Annotated in this window: 21 protein-coding genes and 2 tRNA genes; 14 read left to right on the forward strand and 9 right to left on the reverse strand. The window is 41.5% G+C overall.

Annotated elements, in window-relative coordinates:
* The first annotated feature begins 99 nt into the window (after positions 1 to 99).
* Positions 100 to 2,772, forward strand: a complete 2,673-nt coding sequence (locus tag B2W36_RS15255) for a TonB-dependent receptor (protein ID WP_293882955.1) — start codon at positions 100 to 102, stop codon at positions 2,770 to 2,772.
* Positions 2,769 to 3,740, forward strand: coding sequence for an NAD(P)H-quinone oxidoreductase (locus B2W36_RS15260; protein WP_313448038.1), 972 nt, complete (start codon positions 2,769 to 2,771; stop codon positions 3,738 to 3,740). Before B2W36_RS15255 ends, B2W36_RS15260 begins: the two co-directional genes overlap by 4 nt.
* Here B2W36_RS15260 and B2W36_RS15265 read toward each other — a convergent pair.
* Positions 3,729 to 4,592 (reverse strand): AraC family transcriptional regulator, encoded by an 864-nt coding sequence (locus tag B2W36_RS15265; protein WP_293882953.1) that lies wholly within the window; start codon positions 4,590 to 4,592, stop codon positions 3,729 to 3,731. The genes B2W36_RS15260 and B2W36_RS15265 overlap by 12 nt on opposite strands.
* A 143-nt stretch (positions 4,593 to 4,735) precedes the next feature.
* Between B2W36_RS15265 and fucP the strand changes: the two genes are divergently transcribed.
* From fucP to B2W36_RS15300, 7 genes are all read left to right on the forward strand, one after another.
* The gene (fucP, locus tag B2W36_RS15270; RefSeq protein ID WP_209577855.1) at positions 4,736 to 6,001 is read left to right on the forward strand and encodes an L-fucose:H+ symporter permease; all 1,266 of its coding nucleotides are present in this window, start codon (positions 4,736 to 4,738) and stop codon (positions 5,999 to 6,001) included.
* Between the two features lie 10 nt (positions 6,002 to 6,011).
* Positions 6,012 to 6,344, forward strand: a complete 333-nt coding sequence (locus B2W36_RS15275; RefSeq protein WP_209577856.1) for an L-rhamnose mutarotase — start codon at positions 6,012 to 6,014, stop codon at positions 6,342 to 6,344.
* Positions 6,344 to 8,005, forward strand: a complete 1,662-nt coding sequence (locus B2W36_RS15280; RefSeq protein ID WP_293882950.1) for a UxaA family hydrolase — start codon at positions 6,344 to 6,346, stop codon at positions 8,003 to 8,005. The genes B2W36_RS15275 and B2W36_RS15280 overlap by 1 nt, the downstream gene beginning before the upstream one ends.
* A gap of 218 nt (positions 8,006 to 8,223) precedes the next feature.
* On the forward strand, positions 8,224 to 8,988 hold the full coding sequence (locus B2W36_RS15285) for an SDR family NAD(P)-dependent oxidoreductase (RefSeq protein WP_293882948.1): 765 nt from the start codon (positions 8,224 to 8,226) through the stop codon (positions 8,986 to 8,988).
* Positions 8,989 to 9,028: 40 nt separating this feature from the next.
* On the forward strand, positions 9,029 to 9,886 hold the full coding sequence (locus B2W36_RS15290) for a fumarylacetoacetate hydrolase family protein (RefSeq protein ID WP_209577859.1): 858 nt from the start codon (positions 9,029 to 9,031) through the stop codon (positions 9,884 to 9,886).
* A gap of 24 nt (positions 9,887 to 9,910) precedes the next feature.
* A complete protein-coding gene (locus B2W36_RS15295; protein WP_293882945.1) occupies positions 9,911 to 10,738 on the forward strand; it encodes an amidohydrolase family protein in 828 nt (275 codons plus the stop codon).
* Positions 10,739 to 10,918: 180 nt separating this feature from the next.
* The gene (locus B2W36_RS15300) at positions 10,919 to 11,710 is read left to right on the forward strand and encodes an SDR family oxidoreductase (RefSeq protein ID WP_209577861.1); all 792 of its coding nucleotides are present in this window, start codon (positions 10,919 to 10,921) and stop codon (positions 11,708 to 11,710) included.
* A 127-nt stretch (positions 11,711 to 11,837) separates the two neighbouring features.
* Here the strand turns inward: B2W36_RS15300 and B2W36_RS15305 are convergent.
* Positions 11,838 to 11,910 (reverse strand) — tRNA-Phe (locus B2W36_RS15305).
* Between the two features lie 42 nt (positions 11,911 to 11,952).
* Positions 11,953 to 12,025: transfer RNA gene (locus B2W36_RS15310), tRNA-Phe, on the reverse strand.
* Positions 12,026 to 12,212: 187 nt separating this feature from the next.
* Between B2W36_RS15310 and mnmA the strand changes: the two genes are divergently transcribed.
* Positions 12,213 to 13,304 (forward strand): tRNA 2-thiouridine(34) synthase MnmA, encoded by a 1,092-nt coding sequence (gene mnmA, locus B2W36_RS15315; protein ID WP_293882942.1) that lies wholly within the window; start codon positions 12,213 to 12,215, stop codon positions 13,302 to 13,304.
* 226 nt (positions 13,305 to 13,530) lie between these two features.
* Positions 13,531 to 14,595 carry a PA0069 family radical SAM protein gene (locus B2W36_RS15320; RefSeq protein WP_293888520.1) on the forward strand — a complete coding sequence of 355 codons (1,065 nt, stop codon included), beginning with the start codon at positions 13,531 to 13,533 and terminating at the stop codon, positions 14,593 to 14,595.
* Positions 14,596 to 14,723: 128 nt separating this feature from the next.
* Here B2W36_RS15320 and B2W36_RS15325 read toward each other — a convergent pair whose 3' ends face one another.
* The 4 genes from B2W36_RS15325 to B2W36_RS15340 all read right to left on the reverse strand — a co-directional run bounded on the left by B2W36_RS15325 (position 14,724) and on the right by B2W36_RS15340 (position 18,991).
* On the reverse strand, positions 14,724 to 16,142 hold the full coding sequence (locus tag B2W36_RS15325; protein WP_293879471.1) for an amino acid permease: 1,419 nt from the start codon (positions 16,140 to 16,142) through the stop codon (positions 14,724 to 14,726).
* A gap of 338 nt (positions 16,143 to 16,480) precedes the next feature.
* Positions 16,481 to 16,642 carry a FeoB-associated Cys-rich membrane protein gene (locus B2W36_RS15330; RefSeq protein WP_209577865.1) on the reverse strand — a complete coding sequence of 54 codons (162 nt, stop codon included), beginning with the start codon at positions 16,640 to 16,642 and terminating at the stop codon, positions 16,481 to 16,483.
* Positions 16,643 to 16,649: 7 nt separating this feature from the next.
* Positions 16,650 to 18,752: a ferrous iron transport protein B gene (gene feoB, locus B2W36_RS15335; RefSeq protein ID WP_293879470.1), complete on the reverse strand. Its 2,103-nt coding sequence runs from the start codon at positions 18,750 to 18,752 to the stop codon at positions 16,650 to 16,652.
* Positions 18,752 to 18,991 carry a FeoA family protein gene (locus B2W36_RS15340; RefSeq protein WP_209577867.1) on the reverse strand — a complete coding sequence of 80 codons (240 nt, stop codon included), beginning with the start codon at positions 18,989 to 18,991 and terminating at the stop codon, positions 18,752 to 18,754. The genes feoB and B2W36_RS15340 overlap by 1 nt, the downstream gene beginning before the upstream one ends.
* A gap of 129 nt (positions 18,992 to 19,120) precedes the next feature.
* Between B2W36_RS15340 and B2W36_RS15345 the strand changes: the two genes are divergently transcribed.
* The gene (locus B2W36_RS15345) at positions 19,121 to 19,570 is read left to right on the forward strand and encodes a MarR family winged helix-turn-helix transcriptional regulator (RefSeq protein WP_209577868.1); all 450 of its coding nucleotides are present in this window, start codon (positions 19,121 to 19,123) and stop codon (positions 19,568 to 19,570) included.
* A 4-nt stretch (positions 19,571 to 19,574) separates the two neighbouring features.
* On the opposite strand, the gene B2W36_RS15350 is transcribed toward B2W36_RS15345, so the two are convergent.
* Both B2W36_RS15350 and B2W36_RS15355 read right to left on the reverse strand, forming a co-directional pair.
* Positions 19,575 to 20,384, reverse strand: coding sequence for a ZIP family metal transporter (locus B2W36_RS15350; protein WP_209577869.1), 810 nt, complete (start codon positions 20,382 to 20,384; stop codon positions 19,575 to 19,577).
* Positions 20,384 to 20,965, reverse strand: coding sequence for a phosphatase PAP2 family protein (locus B2W36_RS15355; RefSeq protein WP_209577870.1), 582 nt, complete (start codon positions 20,963 to 20,965; stop codon positions 20,384 to 20,386). The genes B2W36_RS15350 and B2W36_RS15355 overlap by 1 nt, the downstream gene beginning before the upstream one ends.
* A gap of 200 nt (positions 20,966 to 21,165) precedes the next feature.
* Here B2W36_RS15355 and glmM point away from each other — a divergent pair, with 200 nt between their 5' ends.
* Positions 21,166 to 22,548: a phosphoglucosamine mutase gene (glmM, locus tag B2W36_RS15360; RefSeq protein ID WP_293879469.1), complete on the forward strand. Its 1,383-nt coding sequence runs from the start codon at positions 21,166 to 21,168 to the stop codon at positions 22,546 to 22,548.
* An 88-nt stretch (positions 22,549 to 22,636) separates the two neighbouring features.
* Positions 22,637 to 24,712 carry a Na+/H+ antiporter gene (locus B2W36_RS15365; protein ID WP_293879468.1) on the forward strand — a complete coding sequence of 692 codons (2,076 nt, stop codon included), beginning with the start codon at positions 22,637 to 22,639 and terminating at the stop codon, positions 24,710 to 24,712.
* Positions 24,713 to 24,741: the final 29 nt, after the last annotated feature.

The raw sequence follows: 24,741 nt of genomic DNA on the forward strand, positions 1-24,741 counted from the left end.
GTCTGTTTGATGGAACTAAGGGACGGGAATATTATCCGGTTAGTACTTTTTTTAGCTATAACGAACTTGTTTTTTTTACCTAAAAGCGCCTTAGGGCAGGTGTCAAAAAAAGAGGTGTATGGTATTGTTGTAGATACAGCAGGAAAACCGTTAAACGGTGTGAGTGTCCATCTGACAAGCTCTCGCGATACCTTGTTCTCATCAACGTCCAATACAGGTTATTTTCATTTCAGCCGTGTGCAAGGTAATGATATTCGTATCAGTTGTAGTCAGCTGGGCCTAAGTATATTGGAACGTAGCTATCCCTTGTACAATAGTACAACAGCGACATTGGATGTCGGAAAATTAACGATGTTCCCCCATGTATCCCTGCTGAAAGAGGTTGTTGTACTGAAATATAAACCTATCGTCTATAAGCAGGATACCGTTCAATTTAATCTGGATGCCTTCCAATTCGATCACCGCGCGCTGTTGGAGGAGGCTCTCAAAGCGTTGCCAAATGTTCAGGTTTCAAGGGATGGTTCTGTCTATGCCTTTGGCAAACCTATATCCTCCGTTAAGGTCGATGGAAAAAAATTCTTTGGCGGCGATGTGCTCACAGCAACACGCAATCTACCCGCAGATTTTGTAAAAAGTGTTCAGGTGATCGATTTTTATGGAGACGAGGCTACAGCAAAAGGAATTAAAAGTGCTGAATCGGAAAAGATCCTCAATATCGTCCTCAAAGATGATAAGAAGAAAATTACTTTTGGACAGGCCACATTGGGCGGTGGTTCGGCCGATCGTTATCTGGGTAGTGCTGGGCTGAACCGCTTTAATGATGGAAGAGAATATTCTATTATCACATCAGTAAACAATACCAACACAAACCTCTTTTCTTTTGGTTCCCCCAATGGTGGAGAGCGGGAGCGGGAAATGGGCGAACTTGCCGACTTTGCAGACCCTACAGATGGACTGAATAAAATCGGATCCGTAGGAGGCAGTTTTTCCAGTCCGCTTTCTAAAAATGTGACCGCCAGTGGTAAATATTCTTTTACGCAGCGGAATAATTACATCCAGGGAAATTCTTTGTTGCAGTCCATATACGGATATGGGAAAGGGGGGAATAATTTGATCAGCAATTCTGAAAACTACAGCATAAAATCGATTGATCGTACACACAAAATGGACTGGGACTTTGATATCAAGCTGTCTCCCAAAGATCAGCTTAAAATATCGCCCAAATTATCTTATACCAATGCTACAAGCAATACGTTGAAAGATAGGAGGATACAAAATAATTTGTTGAGTAGTACGGGTAACTATGATGCGGGCAGTAGCACGGAAAGTCCGGCGGCAGCTTTAGATCTTTTTTATGTCAGAAGTTTTACCAAACCGGGGCGGAAAGTGCTTTATACGTTGCATACTGACTTTAATTCGTTGGATAAAGACGAGGAAGTCCGCGACTTTAATAAAGCAATCGATAGTAGCTCAAATGTGCCCAGAATAACGGAGACGTATCTCAATCAAGGCGTCCGTTCCAGCAGTGAAAATAAAAATATCCAAAGTCGCCTGTCCCTGGTCGAACCCGTTGATTTAGGAGGGACTTTAGAAATCAATTACGATTTTGACTATACCAAGATTGATGCTAGACGTTCCACTTTTGACAACAACTTTGACAATGGACCTCTCTTGGTGGATTCGCTGAGTTTGAAGTACGACTATGCTTTTGCAAGCAATAAAGTCGGTATGGTTTATCGGCAAGATCTGAGTGACAAAGTGAAAGTGAGTTTCGGCTTTGCGGTTCAGCCTTCGGAGCTTACAGGAAGTTCAACAGACAAGCTGATAAAAACCTCTTATTCCAATGTGAACCTTGTACCTTCTGCCGGACTGAAATGGAAATTCAGCAAAGAGGAGGATCTTTCGATGGATTATTATGGGCGTAATAATCAACCGAGTTTCTATCAAATACAACCTGTGGTGGACAATACCAACACACAAAATATTGTGGTCGGAAATAAAGATCTAAAATCGGAATTTGCACATAGTTTTGTTTCAAAATACCGGAAATCAATGACACGCAGTGGTCAGTACTTTGAAGCTAGTCTTGCTCTTAATCTGGTGAATGATAAGATTGTTGCCAACCGTACAATTGATCCCAATTCGACCATACAAAAAACGACCTATCGCAACACAGAAGGATATTATGATGTTAAGAGTTATTATTTGTTTACAGCCTCGTTATTGTCCGATAACCTGCAGATGAGCTTGAACGGAAATGCCGATTATTATAACAATATCTCTTATGTAAACGATAAGAAGAGCTTTGGTGGACACTTCTTGTTTACTCAAGCGATTCAGTTTCGCTATACCTGGAGTGATATCTTCGAAGCCGAATTAAATGGTAACTATTCCTTGAACAGGGCGACATTTGATTGGCCTGTGCAAGATAATATCACCGTGCATTCGGGTATTGTTGGACTGGGATCTAAAGCATATCTGGGTACACATTTTACGATGGGACTTGAGCTTTCCCAAAAGTTTAACGCAGGATATTCAAGCTCGTGGAACAATATTAGCCCGACGATAATCAATGCGTATATGGAATATACTTTTGGACGGAATAACCTCGGTATGCTGCGTTTTCAGGGATTCGATTTAATGAACCAGAATACCGGGATTTCGCGTGTCGTCTTAGGAAATGACATTTTGGATGTCCGTAATAATCGACTGGCGCGTTATTTTATGCTTTCCCTTAATATAAGATTACAAAAATACCCTAAAAAATCATGATGAAAGCTGTTATTATTACTGCACCCGGTGGGCCGGAAGTTTTGCAAGTTAGCGATGAGGAAATGCCGCAGCCCGGACAATACGAAGTTTTAGTGGAAGTAAAAGCGGCAGGAGTCAATAGACCTGATGTGTTCCAACGTAAAGGAAGTTATCCTGCGCCAGCCGGAGTAAATCCTCGGATACCTGGCTTGGAGATTGCTGGTATTGTCGTTGAGAAAGGAAAGGATGTCACCGAGTGGAATATCGGCGACCGCGTCTGTGCACTCGTAGCGGGCGGAGGTTATGCCACCTATGCCAAAGTCTATCAAGGGCATTGTTTGCCTATTCCAGATCATCTGGATTTTGCCGAGGCAGCCTCACTTCCAGAAACCGTTTTTACGGTATGGGACAATGTTTTCCGACGGGGGAAATTGCAGACAGGTGAGCACTTTTTGGTACATGGTGGTGCTGGTGGGATTGGTAGTACAGCAATTCAGCTCGCTTCTTTGTTTGGTGCGGAAGTATATACGACAGTCAGCTCACCCGAGAAAGCCAGTTTTTGCGCATCATTGGGAGCCGTCAAAACTATAAATTATAAAACAGAAGATTTCGAGCAGCAGCTCAAGGGGCTGGGTGTGGATGTTATTTTAGACAGCATTGGTGGCTCATATTTTGAGAAAAATATCCGTCTCTTGAACCCCGATGGCCGACTGGTGTATATTAACGCGATGGAAAACGCAAAAGTTGAATTGAATTTGCTGCAATTGATGCAAAAACGCATCCTTTTAACTGGAAGTACACTGCGTTCGCGAGACCGCGAATTTAAGCAAATACTACGTGACGAGATCTGGTCTCAGGTATGGCCCAAGCTCAGTGCTGGACATTTTAAACCTTCTATATACCAAGTGCTTCCTTTTGCTATGGCCCCTGAGGCTCATCGGCTGATGGAAGACTCAAGCTTATTGGGTAAGATCGTCTTAAGCTTTTGATCGCTGAAAGTTGAGGGGAGTAGTGCCGGTTACGGTTTTGAAGTACTTGTGAAAGCTGGAGAAGTTTTGAAAACCGGATTCAAAACAGATTTGCTTCACCGTCTGTTTGTTTTCTATTAATAAATTGCAGGCTGTCTTCACGCGCATTTCGATCAGAAATTGAAAGAGTGTTTTTCCGGTCTGTGACTTGAAAAAGCGACAGAATGAATTTGGTGTCATACCCGTTAGCGAAGCAAGGTCCTGCAGCCGTATTTGGTCGCGGTAATTTTCACCTATAAAGTGCATCGCAACCTGCATACGGTTGGCATCCTGATCTTGCAGTTGGATGGTAAAAGTGGCGCTGGTCAATAAATCATGTTTTTCTTCGGCCGAAATGCACGTTAAGATCTCCAGTAAATGAATAATACGTGGTGTGCCGGTTGTCGTCAAAATAGCATCAATTAATTGCATAGTTTTTAATCGGCTATGCGCTGCTAATGAAATGCCTCTCTTGGATACCCGAATAAGCTCTTTGATGGCTTTATTTTCAGGTAAATTGATAAAATCATTTCCCCAGAAGTTTTCTTTAAAATGAATTACACGGATATCTGCGCATTCTGCTTTTTCCTGCTGCAGATAAATGGCATCAAACAGCCAGTAATGAGGTAAATTTGAACCCACCAGTGTGATGTCGCCCGATTCAAAACGCCTAACGCTATCACCAATAAATTGAGTACCTGAGCCTTTAGCAAAATAAATCAACTCCAGTTCTTCGTGATAATGCCAAAGGTTGTGGTATTGCGGGGTATTGTCTCTTCTGGCATTGAATGAATGCTCAGGGTTACTGTTTAAATGAAGCAGCTGTGCTTTCATAATTGTGAAATATATGCTGTAAAGTTACCAATTTGAGTTTGGATATGGTAATATAGCTTAATAATTTGATAATATACTTGAATGTTGTCTAGGATTTTTAAGCTTATTTTACATAAATAACTACTTATAACCATTTGAAAGATATGACGAATAAAAAGAGTTACACATTTGCCTTGATTTTGGTGACATCCTTATTCTTTTTTTGGGGATTTATTCATAACCTAGATCCAATCTTAATTCCGCATTTGAGAAATGCATTTAGTTTAACGCACTTTCAAGCTTCATTGGTCGATTCTGCCGTATTCATCGCTTATTTTGTGATGGCCATTCCTGCAGGTATTATTATGAAACGATACGGCTATAAAGCTGGCATTTTGATCGGATTGATCTTTTTTGCGATTGGCTGTTTTCTTTTTGTACCTGCTGCCAACACGATCAGTTATGTTTTCTTTTTAGGAGCCTTATTTGTTGTCGCCTGTGGTCTTACGATTCTAGAAACCGCTGCCAATCCTTACGTCGCTATATTGGGGGATCCGGCTTCATCGGCGCAGCGACTTAATTTTGCACAGTCCTTTAACGGTCTGGCAGCCTTTGTGGCTCCGATCTTTGGTGGGAAATTTATTTTATCTCATGAGCCTAAATCGCAGGAGGAACTGGCGCAATTGGCTGAACAGGCAAAAATGGCTTATATCCAGTCCGAAACAGCTTCTGTAAAATTGCCTTATGTGGTATTGGGTATATTGATTTTATTGATCGCAGCCTTGTTTTTCTTTACAAAATTGCCTGATATCAAAGATGCGGAAGAAGAAGGTAAGGCAGGTTTTTTTCATGCTTTTCGTCACACAAATGTTCGATGGGCAGTGGTGGCTCAGTTCTTTTATGTCGGAGCCCAGGTTTGTGTTTTAAGTTTTCTGGTATTGTTTGCTACGGAAGTTGCCGGCATATCGGGTAAAGAGGGGGCTGACTACGCCGGATTTGCCGGACTGGCTTTTATGCTGGGACGATTTATAGGTACATTTTTTATGCGTTTTGTATCCGCATCCAAACTGCTGATTATTTATTCCTTTATCGCCATCCTTTTATCCCTATTCGTCATCTTCGGATCAGGCATTCAAACCTTATATGCGCTAATTGGTATCGCTTTCTTTATGTCAATTATGTTCCCAACGATTTTTGCGTTTGGTGTACAGGGGATCGGAGCAGATACGAAGTCGGCATCCAGTCTGATCGTCATGTCAATTGTGGGCGGTGCTTTGTTACCTCCAATTTTGGGTTTTATCTCTGATAAAACAGGAAATTTCCAATATGGTTATTTTGTGCCTTTGGTTTGTTTTATTGTTGTTCTGTTGTTTGCCTTCCAAAATAGAAGGGTCAGTATTGTGGAAACTGAAAGTCTAAAATCACATTAAATTAGTTAAAATGAAAAGATATGTTATGGCATTGGATCTCGTGAATGATCCGCAATTGATCCGGGAGTATGAGGATTATCACCGTGAGGTATGGCCAGAAATAAAACGTTCGATTCTGGATGCCGGCGTTCTGCAGATGGAAATCTATCGTTTTGAAAATAGATTGTTTATGAATATGGAAGTGGGCGACGACTTTTCATTTGAGCGAAAAGCAGCTATGGATGAAGCCAATGAAAAGGTGCAGGAATGGGAGCAGCTGATGTGGAAATATCAGGCTGCAATTCCGGGGACAAAGCCAGGGGAGAAATGGGTAATGATGACTAAAATTTTTGAATTAGTATAATGATGGCTATACAGCGCTATTTACAGATCCATCCAATGGATAATGTCCTTGTCGCTTTACAAGACTTGGACGAGGGAACAACGATTGTTTTTAATGGTAAAGAATTTCCATTAAAGCAAGCTGTTGCTGCCAAACATAAATTTACCATCCAGCCCATGGAGCAAGATGCTGAAGTATTGATGTACGGAGTGTTAGTTGGAAAATTGAATATCCCTTTAAATGCAGGTGAACTTATTACCACTGAAAACTTGCGTCATGCTTCGGAAGATTTTAGAATGGGTAACCGGAAGACCTCTTGGACAAAACCTGATGTTTCGGCCTTTAAGGATAAAACGTTTAATGGTTTTCACCGTTCCAATGGTACTGTGGGGACGGCAAATTACTGGTTGGTTATTCCGTTAGTGTTCTGTGAAAACAGGAATGTAATGACTTTAAAAACTGCTTTTGAGGAGAAACTCGGCTATAAAGTAAAAGCAAATAATTATGTTTCCGAGGTAGAAGATTTGATTGAGCGCTATAAGTCTGGTGCGGATATTAACGACATCCTTAACCACGAGCTATTGGCGAATTCGAGTGGGGGAGAGCACGACCGTCTGTTCAAAAATGTTGACGGAATCAAGTTTTTAAATCACGAGATGGGATGCGGTGGAACGCGTATGGATTCGGATGCGCTATGTGGCCTTTTGGCTGGCTATATCACGCATCCAAATGTGGCAGGGGCAACCGTGTTGAGTTTAGGATGTCAGCATGCGCAGGCGTCAATTTTGAAGGCGGAGATCGAAAAACGAAGTCCTGGTTTCGATCGGCCTTTATATATTTTCGAGCAGCAGAAAGAGGGAACCGAAAGGGAACTTATGCAAAAGGCGATCAAAGCAACTTTTGCAGGGATGATGCAAGCCGATCAAAATGAACGCAGACCAGCTCCGCTGGACAAATTGTGTATCGGCTTGGAATGCGGCGGCTCAGACGGCTTTTCAGGCATCTCTGCCAATCCAGCACTAGGTTTTGTATCGGATATTTTGGTGACTTTAGGCGGTTCTGTGATTTTGGCGGAATTTCCAGAGTTATGTGGTGTAGAACAAGAGTTGAGTGATCGTTGTATCGATGAGCCCACAGCAGATCGTTTTATGTCGTTGATGCGTACATATAATGCAAAAGCCGAAGCGGACGGCTCAGGTTTCTATATGAATCCTTCACCAGGCAATATCCGAGACGGTTTGATAACTGATGCCATTAAGTCTGCCGGAGCTGCAAAAAAAGGAGGAACATCGCCTGTTATAGCGGTGGTCGATTATCCTGAACTCGCTAACCGCCCGGGATTAAACCTATTATGTACTCCTGGTAACGATGTAGAAAGTACCACTGCAGAGGTGGCAGCTGGTGCCAATATTGTCCTGTTTACAACAGGGCTGGGTACACCGACAGGAAACCCAATCGCTCCAGTGGTAAAGCTTTCGACCAATACTAAGACTTTTGAGAAAATGCCGGATATACTGGATCTAAACTGTGGTACGATCATCGAAGGAACAGAAACTATTGAGGAAGCCGCACACCGCATTTTGGATTATGTGATTGAAGTTGCTTCTGGCAGAATACAGCCAAAGGCCGTGTTGTTGGGGCAAGATGATTTCATCCCTTGGCGTCGAGGTGTTTCTTTGTAGCGATAAAATACCACAGGGCTTGCGCGGAAGCACCTGATGTTGGAAAAAATCGGTAAAGGAAGTACTTGCCGATAAATGAAAAAGTCAGGTGAAAAAGTAGATGCCTTTATTGGAAAGTAAAACGATTGAATAGTCATAAAAAGAATAGTCAACGCGAGAAATTTGTTGCATCGACAGATTAAGGAAATTTGGGGTTGACGCTAATAAGTAAATAGAAAATGGGAAAATTAGAACAAAAAGTAGCTGTTATTACAGGGGGTGGTAGTGGGATAGGCCGTGCGATCAGTTTGCAATTTGCTGCAGAAGGAGCAAAAGTTCATATTTTGGATTTAAATGAAGAGGGGGGCAAGGCTGTGGTTACCGAGATCTTGGCTTCGGGAGGACAAGCTGTGCTTCATCGGTGCAATGTGACTGATCAGCAAGAAATTACTTCTATAGCACAAAATATCGGAAAAATTGATATTTTAGTAAATAATGCTGGCATTGCTCATGTTGGTAATTTAGAAAATTGTCAATCAGAAGATTTTGACCGTGTTTTTAACGTGAATGTCAAAGGCGCTTATAATGCATTGTCTGCTGTGGTGCCTTTGATGAAAGCACAAGGTTCAGGAGCAATCCTTAATCTCGCTTCAATTGCGGCATGGGTGGGTATCACCGACCGTTTCGCGTATTCGATGAGCAAGGGCGCTATCCATGCGATGTCGATGTCTGTTGCACGAGATTACATGGCCTATGGGATTCGTTGCAATAGTATTTCCCCTGCGCGTGTACATACACCGTTTGTGGATGGATTTATTGCAAAAAATTATCCAGGCAAAGAGGACGAGATGTTTAAAAAGTTATCGGCAAGCCAGCCAATAGGCCGTATGGCACAACCGGAAGAAATTGCAAAATTAGCCCTTTTCTTGTGCAGTGATGATGCAGCCTTTATTACCGGAAATGACTACCCGATTGATGGTGGTTTTATTAAATTGAATAATTAATAAGCTAAAAATAAATATCTATTATCTCAATACTATAAACATGAAATTAATACGTTTTGGAGCTCAAGGCAAAGAGAATATCGGTGTTCAGATCGATGGCGTAAATTACGATGTAAGCGCATTTGGTGGTGACTATGATGAACAATTCTTTGCAGAGAATGGTATAGCTCGTTTAGAAGAATTTGTAAAAGCAAATGATGGTAAGTTGATTGAAGTTCCCCAAAGCGAACGTATAGGAGCACCATTTGCCCGCCCATCCAAAATTGTTTGTATTGGATTAAATTATTTAGATCATGCCAAGGAAACAAATGCTCCTATTCCGGCCGAACCAATCATCTTCATGAAATCGACCACATCGTTGATTGGTCCATATGACGACGTAATGATTCCAAAAGACTCGTTAAAGACCGATTGGGAAGTCGAATTTTGTATTGTCATAGGTAAGAAAGCATCGTATGTAGAAGAAGGTGAAGCGTTGGACTATGTAGCCGGTTATGTATTGCACAACGATGTTTCTGAGCGTGAATATCAGCTGGAACGCGGTGGTACATGGGATAAAGGAAAAGGATGTGATACTTTTGCACCTATGGGACCTTTTATGGCGACAAAAGAGGAGATCAAAGATATCAACAACGTACGTCTATGGTTAAAGGTAAACGGAAAAACCTATCAAGATGGAAATACGAAGGATCTGATCTTTTCGGTAGCACATGTTGTATCGTATGTATCTAAATTTATGACCCTGTTGCCTGGCGACGTTATTTCAACCGGCACACCTGCGGGAGTAGGTTTAGGGTTTAATCCGCCTATTTATTTGAAGCCTGGCGATGTGATCGAATTAGGAGCCGATGGTCTTGGTGAATCCCGTCAGACTGTTGTCGCCTATTCAAAAAACTAATTGCTCACAAGTTTTCTTTTCATTATGCGTATAGATACCCATCAGCATTTCTGGAAATTCGATCCAATTAGATATAGTTGGATTACAGAAGAAATGCAAGTTATAAAACGTGATTTTACCCCTTTAGATATTCAGTTCTTGCTGGAGCGGAATGGATTTGGAGGAAGTATTGCTGTTCAGGCGCAAGAATCTGACGAGGAAACCGCTTATTTGGTTCAATTGGCCCACGATTACTCTTTTATAAAAGGGGTTGTGGGCTGGATAGATCTTCAGGCTCAAGATATCCGCCAACAATTGGACGCGTATCAGTCGACTGCAGTCATCAAAGGATTTCGTCATGTTGTTGAAGGGGAAGCGGATCCCGATTTTCTCATTCGTCCGGCAGTTTTAAATGGGCTGAAAGCTTTGGCGGACTATGGTTACACATATGATCTGCTTATTCGCCCACGTCATTACGCTTCAACGCTCGCTTGTGTACGACAAAATCCCGAACTTCAGTTTGTGTTGGATCATATTGCAAAGCCACCCATCAAATCAAAGGAATTTGATGAATGGTCAGTATTTATTGATGCACTTGCCGCTTTTCCGAATGTCGTATGTAAAGTTTCGGGGCTAGCTACAGAGGCCGATTGGGAGGGGTGGAAGCTGGATGATTTCAAACAATATGTGGAACATATATTTTTATGTTTTGGGAAGAAACGTATCATGTACGGGTCAGATTGGCCAGTATGCCTCCTAGCGGCATCTTACGAGGAGAGTATTGCCATCGTCGAAAATAAATTGGGGCAATTTACAGCTGCAGAAAAGAATGCCTTTTGGGCAGAGAACGCTATACGTGTGTATAATCTTTAACAAAGAAAAGCTTCAGCATGTTATGAAAATGAAAAATAGCATGCTGAAGCTTTTGTTGGTCATATAGCTAGTTAATAGGCACAATGACGTCAATATAAATTAATCAATAACCAGTGAAATAGGTTCATTGTTGCGAATGTTAACCACAATCAATGAATCAAACCATTCAATAAAAGTATTATGGATCTTCATTTAAAAGATAAAGTTATTATTGTTACCGGTGGAGCAAAAGGCATCGGACGCGCAGTAGTCCATGCTTTGGCTAAAGAACAGGCTATTCCGGTCATTGTTGGCCGTAAACAGGCCGATAATGAAAAAGTAAAGGCAGAAATCCAACAGTTTGGTATTGAGGCACTCTGTATTGAAGCAGAGTTGTCTAGGCCCGAAGATTGTGAAAGAGCGGTCCAAAAGACATTGGAAGTATACGGTCGCATTGATGGTTTGGTGAACAATGCCGGACAGAATGACGGTGTTGGACTAGCTTCTGGAAATTACGAGAAATTTGTTGCTTCTCTACACAAGAACTTAATTCACTATTACCTAATGGCCCATCATGCTTTGGATGCATTGAAAGCATCGAAAGGCAGTATCGTGAATATTTCTTCCAAAACTGGCGAAACAGGGCAGGGGAATACCTCAGCTTATGCGGCATCTAATGGTGGACGTAATGCGCTTACACGGGAATGGGCCGTAGAATTGTTGCCTTATTCGATTCGTGTAAATGCTATTATCGTAGCAGAATGCGCAACACCCCAATACGATACCTGGATCCAAACTTTAGCAAATCCAGAAGAGACATTGAAAAAAATAACGGATCGCATTCCGTTAGGGCATCGGATGACAACAGCTGCGGAAATTGCCGATACAACAGTCTTTCTGCTTTCCGATAAGTCAAGCCATACAACAGGACAGTTGATTCATGTCGATGGTGGATATGTGCATCTAGACCGTTCGATTATCGCTGAATCGTAGTAAACAGCGATTGGATGTTGGAAATTGGACTTTAGCATAAGTGAGACTTTCGTTCAATTTCCAAAATTTATGCAGTAGTGTATTATTAAAATAAAAAAAGCCTGTTCATTTGAACAAGCTTTTTTTGTGGTGCCACCTGGGTTCGAACCAGGGACACAAGGATTTTCAGTCCTTTGCTCTACCAGCTGAGCTATGGCACCAGTTGACCTTTTATTTAAATCTGTGATCATCAGATTGAAGCGTGGTGCCACCTGGGTTCGAACCAGGGACACAAGGATTTTCAGTCCTTTGCTCTACCAGCTGAGCTATGGCACCGCTTTTTGCTATGGGTTTGTTCCCCTATTGCGATGCAAATATAGTCTGATAATTTGAATTCTAAAACTTTTATGCAGATTATTTTCGTACTTTTTTCGAACATGTTGATTTTGATTGAGATAAAATTACAAGAAACTAACATACAGAAAAAGGAATAAGCTGTATCTTTGCACTTCAATAAATAGAGATGAGTAAAAGAGGAAGAGTTTTAGTTGCAATGAGTGGAGGGGTAGATAGCTCCGTTGCTTCTGTTATGCTCCACGAACAAGGATATGAGGTTATCGGTATCACGATGAAGACGTGGGATTATGCATCCGCAGGTGGTTCGTCTAAAGAGACCGGATGTTGTAGCCTTGATAGCATTAATGACGCTCGTACATTAGCCGTAAACTATGGTTTCCCGCATTATATATTGGATATACGCGATGAGTTTGGGGACTTTGTAATTGATAATTTTGTTGAAGAATATATTGCTGGTCGCACGCCGAACCCATGTGTATTGTGTAATACCCATATCAAGTGGGAGGCTTTAATGAAACGTGCCGACAAATTGGACTGTGAATTTATCGCTACAGGACACTACGCAAATATTCGCATGCACGACAATGGCCGCTATGTGATCTCCAAAGGTAAAGATGAGAATAAAGATCAATCCTACGTTTTATGGGGCGTTTCACAAGAGAACCTTGCCCGCACCCAGTTTCCTTTAGGATCTTTCACGAAAAAAGAGATTCGCCAAATGGCCTTAGATATGGGACAAAAGGAACTGGCCAATAAGTCGGAGAGTTACGAAATCTGTTTCGTTCCTGACAACGATTACCGTGCGTTTTTGAGACATAAGGTGCCAACATTGGATCAACAAATTGGTCCGGGTAATTTTATCCTATCTGATGGTACCGTCGTCGGTAAACATATTGGCTACCCTTATTTCACCATCGGTCAACGTAAAGGCTTAGGTATTGCCTTAGGTAAACCGATGTTTGTGATCGAAATTCTTCCAGAAAGTAATACGGTGGTCTTGGGTGAAGAACATGAACTTGAAAAGTCACACGCGTACGTTCGTAATGTGAACTTTGTGAAATATGCAGGACTGGATCAACCGATGGAAGCTATCTCAAAAGTGCGTTATAAAGATTCAGGTGCCTTGTCGACCATTTCGCAAGAATATGATAAAGTCCGTATCGACTTTGTGCATAATGTAAAAGGTATTGCTCCAGGGCAATCTGCCGTTTTCTATGAAGGGAATGATCTACTCGGTGGTGGTTTCTTAATGAAATAATAGGAATCTGACCTGAGATTTAGAATAAGAGTTTTAATCCCTATGCTGTAGATACAGTATAGGGATTTTTTATTCATTCTATATACTATCCATTTAAATTTACTATAGGGTAGACGAGTTTGATCGACCTATTTAATAGCAATTTTTAGCTTTACACCTTAAGGTTAAAAGTTCAACTAATTATTGCCTGTTTTGTTTTTACTAAAATAATTAGTAATTTTAACCTATGAATTGGTCGGAATATTTAAAGGGTAGAGGGGCACAGATTAATCCCAATAACAAGTTTTTTGTGAACCAATATGTGCAGGAGCATGTCGAGGGGCTGGATGAGGAATTTTTGGGTACTGCAAAAACGCAGTTTATTCCGACACATCCGAAATCGATTATATCCAAATCCAATAGTCCTGACCTGCGTTTCGAAAGGTCTATTAATCCTTATCAGGGCTGTGAGCATGGCTGTATTTATTGCTACGCGCGCAATTCACACGAGTATTGGGGGTTCAGTGCAGGACTGGATTTTGAACGGAAGATCTTGGTAAAGCATAATGCGGCGCAGCTGCTCGAACAGGAATTCAGGAAAGCGAGCTATCAGCCTGATTTGATTATGCTTTCCGGGAATACAGATTGTTATCAACCTATTGAACGAAAATTGGGCATCACTCGATCGATCTTAGAATTGATGGTTAAATACCAGCATCCTGTTTCTATCATCAGTAAAAATGTACTGATGCGACGGGATTTTGATCTCTTGCGCGAACTTGCGGAACTAAATCTGGTTTCCGTTGCCGTGACCATCAATTCGTTGCGGGAGGAGGTACGTCAGAAAATGGAACCCCGTACGGCTACGGCATCGGCCCGGTTGAAATTGATTGAGGGATTGACAGGGATTGGTGTACCCGTCATGCTGATGATGGCGCCCATCGTTCCGGGGATCAATAGTGATGAGATTTCAGATCTGATTCGTTCGGGAGCAGATGCGGGAGCAATTACAGCCTCTTATACCATCGTGCGGCTCAATGGACAGATCGGTGGCATCTTTAAGAATTGGCTCTATCAGAACTATCCTGATCGTGCTGAAAAAGTATTGCATTGGATTGAAGCCTGCCATGGCGGAAAAATTAACGATACCGATTTCGGACGAAGGATAAAAGGGGATGGCCATATGGCCGAGAGCTTACAGCATTTATTTAAGCTTTCCGTCAAGAAGTATATGGATAATGGGGTGCTTCCATCCTTGAGAAGGGATCTTTTCCGCTTACCCGATGCAGGCACGCAGCTGGGTTTGTTTTAGATGGTTGGAGCGACAATTATGAATTTGCTATTCTCGAGGAGGAATACCCGCTTTAAATTTTAGCAAAAAAGCCTGATTCATGCAATGAATCAGGCTTTTTTTATTGATAAGATCGAGGTTCCAGTGAACTAAGATTTCTTTCTTTTGATCAATACATAACTCACATAAAGTAATACAAGCCAAGCAGGAATCAATTCTACCGGTAGCTTCATGCCTGTTAGCCACATAATGCCGAGCATGGCAATTAAGAAGACCAAACAGATGTAATTACTCAATGGATATAGAAAAGATGGGAATTTGGTTTGTAAATGCGCGTCGAGTTTATTCTTTCTAAAGTACAAATGTGTAATGGAAATCATGACCCAGTTGATAATCAGTGAAGAAACCACCAGTGACATTAAAATCTCCAGGGCATTTTTTGGTGCAACATAGTTGATAAATACACAAACAGCGGCAAACAATGCAGAGACCAAAATCGCATTGATAGGAGCATGGTTTTTGTTGAGTTTTGATAGAAAACGAGGAGCATTACCCTGTTCTGCCAATCCATATAACATTCTACTGTTGCTATATACACTACTGTTATAGACAGACAATGCTGCTGTAAGGACAATAAGATTTAACGCATTTGCGATAATTTTAGTGAAATAAAAAGTCTTTCCAAAGAGGGTAAATTCGAATCCATTGAGTTTGTCAAACACCAGTACAAAGGGACTTGTATCGGCGGTGATGTTTGTCCATGGTGTCAAAGAGAAAAGAATGATCAAAGCGCCGACATAAAAGATCAGAATCCGATAGATCACTTGGTTGGTTGCTTTCGGGATATTTTTTTCCGGATTTTCGGCTTCAGCGGCGGTGATACCAACCAATTCCAGTCCGCCAAAAGAAAACATAATCAAGGCCATGGCAGAAAGGAGTCCTTCAAAATTGCCGTCCGTTGTTTCGCTAAACCAGCCTTTGGGGAAGAAACCGCCATGTGAAGTCAGGTTGCTGAGGCTTGCCTGCTCACCTCCCGTACCGCTTAGAAGCAGGTAAACACCAAAAACAATCATTGCAATAATGGCGACTACTTTAATAATGGAAAACCAAAATTCCGTCTCCCCATATATTTTTACGGAAGCCAGATTCAGGGCGTTGATCGCAAAGAAGAAAAATAGGCTTGATGCCCATAACGGTATTTCGGGCCACCAAAACTGTACATAAACACCTATTGCGGTCAGTTCGGCCATGCTTACCAAAATATAAAGGACCCAATAGTTCCAGCCCGAAGCATAACCGGCAAAAGAGCCCCAGTATTTATTGGCGAAGTAGCTAAAGCTTCCTGAAACAGGTTCCTCGACCACCATCTCGCCCAATTGTCGCATTATAAAAAAAGCAATAATCCCAGCAAATGCATAACCAAGGATAACGGCAGGTCCGGCCAATGTGGCTGCTTTTCCAATGCCTAAAAATAAGCCAGTTCCGATTGCACCGCCGAGGGCAATCAATTGAATGTGTCTATTTTGAAGACCTCTCTTTAACTCTTCCTTATTGTTCTGTTTCTCCATATGAATGGTTAATACGGTTACTAATCTGTTTTGATCTGGTTCTTGGTTCGGAAAGCCTCCAACCATAGCGGTAGCGTTCAGCCAGAATCAGGTTGTCCAAAATGAATACTGTCGAGCGAAATTGCGTTTGAATAACGTGGCTCCTCAGCCCATATTTTGTTCTAAGCGCATAAAGTTAATAAAACACTTAGGTATTTGTGCACATTATTGCTAAGAAACAGCAAGCGCCGTAATTTTCTTAAAAAAAACGGCGCTTTACTTTATAGTAGCTAGTGTGATTTTTGGCCACGCTAACTAATAACGAAATCTTATTTGCAAATGCTACTTAAAAGGACAAATTAATTTGCTTTTGAAGCTTTTTCAGCACTGCAGTCACATCCGCAACCTTTGGAACAGCTCGACTTGCCCTTTAATGATTTTCGGACATTTTTAACGACATACCATATAGCCGCCAAAACGAGAATTCCCACGATGATATATTGTACGGTTACATTATCCATAGCTCTTTTATTTTAAAAGTTGATAAGCGATTAATGCACTGAGGTAGGCTACGCCCGTCATAAAACCAAGTTGTATTAAAGTCCATTTCCAAGATCCTGTTTCCCTTTTTACCGCCGCGATCGTACTCATACATTGCATAGCGAATGCGTAAAACAATAGTAAGGATACACCTGACGCCAAATTGTAAGCGGGTAAACCGGTATTTCGGTTAATTTCACTTTTCATTTTGCCTAATACCGTTGTTTTAGACGCTTCATCTTCGATATCCACTTCATCTCCGAGACTATATACCGTAGCCATTGTGCCAACAAATACTTCACGTGCAGCAAAAGAAGAAATTAGACCGATGCCCATCTTCCAATCGTACCCCAATGGTTCAACTACAGGTTCAATAGCCATGCCAAGATAGCCCAGGAAAGAGTGCTCCAGTCGATAAGATGAAACTTCATGTTCTAAATCTGCTTCGGGTAAATTCGGGTTATTCTTTGTTACATATTCTTCTGCCCGGCTAAATTTGTCATTCGGTCCAAAGCTGCCCAATGCCCATAGTATAATGGAAATCGCCAAAATGATTTTACCAGCACCAAAGACAAAACTGGACGCTTTTTCCCATACATTTAAGGCAACGTTTTTCCAATCCGGAGTCTTATAAGTGGGAAGTTCAAAGATGAGAAATGATTTGTGCTTCGATTTAATCACTTTGGTAAGGATAATAGCAGATAGCAGGGCTGCAAATATCCCGAGGAGATACATGACAAACAATACAATCCCTTGAATTTGAAATCCACCTACTCGTGTATCTGGTATCACCAGTCCGATCAGCACAATATAAATAGGCAGACGTGCAGAACAGGTCATAAAAGGTGTCACTAGAATAGTCACTAATCTCTCTTTGCTATTTTCGATGTTACGTGCAGACATCACTGCAGGAACAGCGCAGGCAACGCCAGAAATCAACGGAATGACTGATTTTCCACTCAATCCGAAGGGACGAAGCCAGCGGTCCATCAGAAAAACGACACGGCTCATATAGCCCGTTTCTTCCATAATCGAAATAAAGACATACAAGATGACGATCTGCGGAATGAAGATGACGATCCCGCCGATTCCCTTAATAATACCGTTACTCAACAAGTCTGTCAATGGTCCCGCAGGAAGTGCCGACTGTGTATAGGCCGCAAGATCGCCAAAAAGACCGTCTATAAAATCCATCGCAGGTCCAGACCACGTGTAAATTGCCTGGAAAATAAGAAATAAGATTCCAAAAAAGATCACATAACCAAAAATCGGGTGAAGCAGAATGCTATCAATCGAATTTGTTTTATTCTTATTCGAAGCCTCATCTTTTACATAGATTTCTCCAAGGCTATTATCTAATGATTTGCTGCGTAATATGGCCTCCTCTTTCTGTAGTTTATCAGCCCTTAATTGATATTTCTCGCGGATTTGCTGAATAGCCTGATTCTTTTCCTTCGACAAAAACGATACTTCGCCCTTAGCTAAATATTGCCAGGTATGGTATTCAGTCTCTAACGGGAAGAGACGTTTCGTTTCTTCCAATGCAGCATCCGCTTCCTTTGGTAGGCTAAATGTACTGATATACATGGGTGGAACAGCATCAAAGTTTTTGATTAACTGATCTACACCTTGCCCTGTACGTGCATTGGTTTGGTATACCTTGGTATTTAACAAATGCTCAAGTTTTTGAACATCTATGGTAATACCTTTTTCCCTGGCTTCGTCGATCATATTGATGACAAAGATAGCCGGTAGGCCAAGCTCGCGAGCTTGCTGATAAAGGATGATCGACCGTTTTAGATTGGTGGGTTCGGCAACGACAACGACAAGGTTTGGTCTGAAACTACTATCTTTATTGACTAAAGTGTTGAAAACAACCTCTTCGTCCATCGAACTTGGAAACAAAGTATAGGTTCCGGGTAAATCAATGATACGATACGTTTTACTGTTGGCTTTTACTTGCCCCTCACGTTTCTCGACCGTAATTCCAGGATAATTTCCTACTTTCTGATTTAATTTTGTAATCCGGTTAAATAGAGATGTTTTACCCACATTTGGATTCCCCAAAAGTGCAATAATCGGGTTATTCATTATTTCTGATCAATAAGGATGACTTTAGCTTCTGATTTGCGGATAGCAATAAGGGCGTTATTCGCACGGATATTTAGGCATATTGGCCCATCGAGCGGGGCAATATGTTTTACCTCGACCTCAGTACCGGGTATAAAGCCCAATTCGAAAAATTTAGCTGGAATATCGTGTGATTCAAAATCAATAATTACCGCCTTTTCCCCTTTTTTTAGCTTATCTAAGCTAGTTCTATTACGCATCTGCCTGTTTTTTTTGAATTTCTCAAATATACAGAATTTCCGCCATTTAGAATGATTCTAATGTCATAGTTATGTATTTACTAAAAAACAGCTATCTTTATGCTATAAAACGATTAATTATCAACCAGAATGAAGATTGAGGACGAAATCAAAGTAAATAAATTCAGCAATGAATGGCATCGTTGTACGGTGAATATTCTCTACACCTATAACTGTATAAGCAACGCGCTCGAACAGCGAGCTGCTAAAGAAGGAATCACTTTGAAACAATTTAATGTCCTGCGTATATTAAGAGGACGATATCCTAGGCCTGCAACCAATAGTCTCATTAGGTCAAGAATGCTGAGTTTTACACCAGATATCTCGCGTATGATAGACCGTATGGTTTCTAAAGAACTGGTTTCGCGCTGTCAGTCGGGAGCGGATAAAAGGGCTGTGGATCTTTTTATCACAAACAAGGGCCTGGAAATTCTAAAAAGACTTGATGAGGATATGTTGATGATGGATATTTTGCCCAACCGAATCAGCGAGGAAGAAGCTATTGCATTAAATGCCTTGCTAGATAAACTTCGTGGCTAAAAAATTAATGCGCATGATCATGATGTTCATGATCATGCGTTTGATGATGCTGATCATGCCCATGGTCATGATCTCCAACAAATAAGAAGCTTCCCAGTGCAATGGCAACTCCTGCTATCACAGCTATCATTTTCTTTTTATTGAATTTGTGATGGTCAATAGAGCCCGATTCAAAAAGTATAGTCGTGGATATGTGTAAGAAAATACCAATAACTACTGCCATGATTTTATCGAAATATTGTTGGATATTGCCCACTTCTCCTGCACTGATAGCTTTACTCAGTAAAAACCCAAAAGGGGTCATTGCCGCAAATAAAGCGAGCGTAATCAGGATGGTATTTTTCTTTACATGCGTACTGAGTAAAATACTTCCCAATGCAAATGCTGCTGGAATATGGTGAATGGATATCCCCAGTGCAAGCTCTGTCTGGTGCGTCGCAGCCAAGGGCATACCTTCGAGGAATGCATGAAGGCATAGACTGAACATAATACCGATTGGAAAACGATGGTTATGATGGTCGTGGTCATTGTCCGCATGGATATGGCCATGTTCGATCCCCTGGGAAAACTGTTCAAGAAAAAGCTGAAAAAGAAATCCAGCTAACACATAGATACCCAATACTTCGGGTGAGGTATTGGTCGACTGATAAACATGGGGCATGAGGTGAAGTACAGTAATGGAGAATAAATAGGCTCCACTGAAAGAAAGGATCAGTTTAAGAAAATTAGTCCCTTTCTTTTGTACAAAAAATACGGCAATTCCACTTGCAAATGCAGGTACGAATAAAATTAAAATCAATAAAATTGAATTCATTATACTTGTTCAGTTTTAAAAAAGCTTGGTACAAATCGTTTGAATAAATAACCTGTTGCCAAACCAACCAAGATACCTAAAACGGCACCACAGAGGATATCAAAAGGGTAATGAACACCAACATAAATTTGAGCGACTGAAATTAACGTCGCCCAGGCAATACAAAGCCAAAGCACATGTTTCCACCTTCTCCGAAAAAGAACAATCCAGAAGAACGCTAGGGAAAAATGATTGGCAGCATGCGAAGAAGTAAAGCTAAAGCCAGAGCCACAGCGCACCCGGATGTTAATATTTTCCTTAAACTCCACATCGTTGCAAGGTCGAATACGTTTGACAGTTTTTTTGATCAAATGAGAAGACAGACCATCGGAAATTCCAAAGGTGGCCAGGGTCACGGCAACAATGAGTATACCTGTTTTACCGTAGGTTTTAATGAAAAATATGACCAGAAACAAATACAAAGGTGCCCAGGTATATGGATTGCGCAATATAGGCAATAACCAATCAAACACCGGGTTACTCAAGCCTTGATTGATGGCTAGAAAAATCTCTTGATCGATGTGTATTAACTGTTGAATCATAAATGTTGCTGATGACAATGAAACTCCCAAACTTTAAAAACTCGTTTTTCAAAAGTAAAAATAATTTCATTGCAAAGAACTGTTTCTGTTAAAAACAACTTTGTTGCAACAAATATACGTTAAATATTTATTATTTATAATTTTAATTCGATATTTTATTGCCATTGTGCTAAATTTACGCGTTAATCAATTCAAAAGAAATGACTTTAATTAAATCAATATCAGGGATACGAGGTACGATAGGCGGGCGTGCTGGAGAAGCACTTACCCCCATAGATATCGTTAAGTTTACAGCAGCTTATGGCAAAATCATTGTCAAGCAGAGCGGTATCAAAAAAATTGTCATCGGTAGAGATGCGCGTGTTTCTGGTGAGATGGTCAGTAATCTGGTGATAGGTACCTTGCAGAGTATCGGTGTTGATGTGGTTGACCTGGGTCTATCCACGACTCCAACAGTAGAAATTGCTGTACCGATGGAAAAGGCAGCTGGCGGTATTATTTTGACTGCTTCACATAATCCTGGCCAATGGAATGCGCTGAAATTGTTGAATGCGAAGGGTGAATTCATTTCAGATGCCGAAGGACAGGAAGTATTGGCTCTTGGCGAGTCTTTGGACTTCGATTTTTCCGAAGTGGGGGAATTAGGACAGCTCCATAAAGACTATTCCTACATGCAGAAACATGTAGACGCTGTTTTGGCTTTGGAATATGTCGATAAAGAAGCCATTAAAGCCGCTAATTTTAAAGTCGCTTTAGATGCAGTCAATAGCACGGGCGGTACCTTTATCCCTGCGTTGTTGGATGCACTGGGGGTACAAACCATTTATAAGATCCATTGTGAACCCAATGGCCAATTCCCGCATAATCCCGAACCGTTGAAAGAACATCTTACAGATTTGTCTGCAGCAGTGGTCGAGAACAAGGCTGATTTGGGGATTGCTGTGGATCCGGACGTCGATCGATTAGTCTTTATGATGGAAGACGGCGAATTATTCGGTGAAGAATATACACTAGTGGCCGTAGCAGACTACCTGTTGCAGCATAAAAAAGGAAATACCGTTTCTAATTTATCTTCTACACGTGCACTGCGTGATGTCACTAAAGCACATGGAGGTGAATATTATGCAGCGGCCGTGGGTGAAGTCAATGTGGTTACAAAGATGAAAGAAGTCGATGCGGTCATCGGCGGAGAGGGAAATGGTGGCGTAATTTATCCGGCATCTCACTATGGCCGTGATGCGCTGGTCGGTGTGGCGATCTTCTTAACGCACTTGGCAAAACTTGGTAAAAAGGCATCAGAATACCGTGCTTCTTTACCGCAGTACTTTATGTCCAAAAATAAGATTACCCTGACGCCCGAATTAGATATTGACAATCTATTGGCGAAAATGCAGGAGAAATATAAAAATGAAGATCATTCCACCATTGATGGACTGAAAATAGACTTCGAAAATGAATGGGTGCACTTACGCAAATCGAATACCGAACCGATCATTCGCATCTATTCTGAGGGCCCGACGCCCGAAGCTGCTGAGCAGATCGCGCAGAAGATTATCAGTGAAATTGAAGAAATAATCAAATAAAAACAAAAAGCTGCATCTGCAGCTTTTTGTTTTAGGACTAAGTTGACGAATACAAAATAGGCCTAGATAGAAAGATGTTTTAGAATTTATGATTAGAAAAATCATTTTAAGTGTATGTTGTTTTCTTCATGTAGTGTTATTCGCCTTACCAACAAGCGCCCAGCAAACTGTAGAAGAAATCAATAGGGTGTTAGCGCAATGGCACAAGTCTTCAGGTGAGGTGAAGTATGGCCCATTTTTGAATGTGATTGCTTCCGATGGAATCATTATGGGGACTGATCAGAATGAAAGATGGGATAAAGCACATGCTGAAAAGTTCGCCAATCAATATTTCAATCCCAAGAATGCATGGACATACACGTATGACACTAGGCATATCAGCTTCAATGCAGATAGTACCATTGCTTGGTTTGATGAATCTTTTAAGATTAATACCAAGTCTTTTCGTGGAGTAGGGGTACTGAGCAAGCTGGACAATGTGTGGAAGATCCGTCAATACAGTATGTCAGTTTTGGCGCCCTATTCGGATGTGAAAGCTGGAATAGGCGGAAAGGCTGGCCAGAAAATTCATAGCAATCTCTTATTGGTGATGCTGCTCTTTTTCTTTATGGCCATGTTGTTTGTGCTGAGTCAACGCTTAAAGGTCTCTTATCCAATCTTATTAGTGATTGGTGGACTCGTGATTTCCTTGATTCCCGGTGTCCCAGTCATTAGTGTGGACCCTGATATTGTGTTTATGGTCTTTTTGCCCCCTTTACTTTTTGAAGCCGCGTGGTACACCAATTGGGGTAATTTTTTAAAGTGGCGCAGGTCTATTTTAATCATGGGCTTCGGTCTGGTTTTCTTCACATCCTTGGCCATTGCCTACTTTTCAGTGAGTATTATTCCCGGATTTACCCTAGCACTTGGCTTTTTGCTAGGCGGGATCATTTCGCCTCCCGATGCTGTTGCGGCGAGTTCAGTATTGAAAGGTATCAGTATTCCGAAACGAGGAATAGCGATATTGGAAGGAGAAAGCCTGGTCAATGATGCTGCCTCACTTACTGTGTTTCGATTTGCATCGATTGCAATTCTTACGGGCCAGTTTGTAATGACCAATGCGGCGACGCAATTTCTTGTATTATCGGTGATGGGCGTTGTGGTTGGCCTGGTGATCGGCCACATCCTCTATGTCTTCTTAAGGTATGTGGCGAAATCATCCAGCATATCAACACCTATTACCCTCATCGCACCCTACTTAATGTATATTGTCGCAGAACATTTTGAATGGTCGGGCGTTTTGGCTGTGGTAAGTGGTGGATTGTTTCTCTCCTTTCGGGCAGGGGATTATCTCAACTATCATACCCGTATTCAAACGAAAGAAGTATGGGCAACGGTAGGTTTTCTCTTAAATGGATTCGTCTTTATTTTGATTGGGCTGGAGTTACCCGTTATCATTAATGGATTGGGCGAATATTCGATGGCGGAGGCCATTAACTATGCGCTGGCGATCGCCGTGATCGTCATTATTTTGCGATTGATTGCAGTCTATCTTTCGGCTTTTGTTCCTAGAATATTATTTAAGCGGATTCGGGTAAAGGAAAAAAGCCCGGGATGGAAACTGCCCTTGGTTATTGGCTGGGCAGGAATGAGAGGGGTGGTTTCGTTGGCATCAGCATTAGCGATTCCGTTGACTTTATATGATGGCACAGCTTTCCCACACCGTAATCTGATTTTGTTTATTACGTTTGTCGTTATTTTGGTGACGCTTGTCTTTCAGGGGCTAACATTACCCTTTTTAATTAAGCTGATAAAGATGGAAGATGTCGACGAGCAAGTTTCCATGGAAGAGCAGATTGATGAGATCCGCTTACGCCTTGGTAAAGAATCTATTGCCTATTTGGATAAGCACTATGCACAGGAAATGTTGGAGTATGAGACCATCGCCCGGGTGAAAGAGCAGATCATCCGAAGTGTAAATGCTTCCGAGCGTGCAAAAGAAGAAGATACACGTGCACAGCTTTCGGCAGTGAGAGGACTGTATAATAAAATAATGTTGGAACTTCTGGCCTTACGTCGAGATGGATTGTATAAGATCAAAGAAAGTAAGGCTTACGATAGCGATGTCATTAGAGAAATGGAGTATTCTCTAGATCTGGAAGAATCGCGTTTGTCGCGTAAATAATCGGTATTAATACCATATCACGGGCTTAT

The organism is Sphingobacterium sp. UBA3549 (assembly GCF_002376635.1).
GTDB lineage: Bacteria > Bacteroidota > Bacteroidia > Sphingobacteriales > Sphingobacteriaceae > Sphingobacterium.

What these genes read in the sequence shown, in the direction of transcription:
- B2W36_RS15260 (WP_313448038.1), top strand. Translation starts at nt 2,769, where the DNA reads ATGATGAAAGCTGTTATTATTACTGCACCCGGTGGGCCGGAAGTTTTG.
- B2W36_RS15265 (WP_293882953.1), bottom strand. Translation starts at nt 4,592, where the DNA reads ATGAAAGCACAGCTGCTTCATTTAAACAGTAACCCTGAGCATTCATTC.
- fucP (WP_209577855.1), top strand. Translation starts at nt 4,736, where the DNA reads ATGACGAATAAAAAGAGTTACACATTTGCCTTGATTTTGGTGACATCC.
- B2W36_RS15275 (WP_209577856.1), top strand. Translation starts at nt 6,012, where the DNA reads ATGAAAAGATATGTTATGGCATTGGATCTCGTGAATGATCCGCAATTG.
- B2W36_RS15280 (WP_293882950.1), top strand. Translation starts at nt 6,344, where the DNA reads ATGATGGCTATACAGCGCTATTTACAGATCCATCCAATGGATAATGTC.
- B2W36_RS15285 (WP_293882948.1), top strand. Translation starts at nt 8,224, where the DNA reads ATGGGAAAATTAGAACAAAAAGTAGCTGTTATTACAGGGGGTGGTAGT.
- B2W36_RS15290 (WP_209577859.1), top strand. Translation starts at nt 9,029, where the DNA reads ATGAAATTAATACGTTTTGGAGCTCAAGGCAAAGAGAATATCGGTGTT.
- B2W36_RS15295 (WP_293882945.1), top strand. Translation starts at nt 9,911, where the DNA reads ATGCGTATAGATACCCATCAGCATTTCTGGAAATTCGATCCAATTAGA.
- B2W36_RS15300 (WP_209577861.1), top strand. Translation starts at nt 10,919, where the DNA reads ATGGATCTTCATTTAAAAGATAAAGTTATTATTGTTACCGGTGGAGCA.
- mnmA (WP_293882942.1), top strand. Translation starts at nt 12,213, where the DNA reads ATGAGTAAAAGAGGAAGAGTTTTAGTTGCAATGAGTGGAGGGGTAGAT.
- B2W36_RS15320 (WP_293888520.1), top strand. Translation starts at nt 13,531, where the DNA reads ATGAATTGGTCGGAATATTTAAAGGGTAGAGGGGCACAGATTAATCCC.
- B2W36_RS15325 (WP_293879471.1), bottom strand. Translation starts at nt 16,142, where the DNA reads ATGGAGAAACAGAACAATAAGGAAGAGTTAAAGAGAGGTCTTCAAAAT.
- B2W36_RS15330 (WP_209577865.1), bottom strand. Translation starts at nt 16,642, where the DNA reads ATGGATAATGTAACCGTACAATATATCATCGTGGGAATTCTCGTTTTG.
- feoB (WP_293879470.1), bottom strand. Translation starts at nt 18,752, where the DNA reads ATGAATAACCCGATTATTGCACTTTTGGGGAATCCAAATGTGGGTAAA.
- B2W36_RS15340 (WP_209577867.1), bottom strand. Translation starts at nt 18,991, where the DNA reads ATGCGTAATAGAACTAGCTTAGATAAGCTAAAAAAAGGGGAAAAGGCG.
- B2W36_RS15345 (WP_209577868.1), top strand. Translation starts at nt 19,121, where the DNA reads ATGAAGATTGAGGACGAAATCAAAGTAAATAAATTCAGCAATGAATGG.
- B2W36_RS15350 (WP_209577869.1), bottom strand. Translation starts at nt 20,384, where the DNA reads ATGAATTCAATTTTATTGATTTTAATTTTATTCGTACCTGCATTTGCA.
- B2W36_RS15355 (WP_209577870.1), bottom strand. Translation starts at nt 20,965, where the DNA reads ATGATTCAACAGTTAATACACATCGATCAAGAGATTTTTCTAGCCATC.
- glmM (WP_293879469.1), top strand. Translation starts at nt 21,166, where the DNA reads ATGACTTTAATTAAATCAATATCAGGGATACGAGGTACGATAGGCGGG.
- B2W36_RS15365 (WP_293879468.1), top strand. Translation starts at nt 22,637, where the DNA reads ATGATTAGAAAAATCATTTTAAGTGTATGTTGTTTTCTTCATGTAGTG.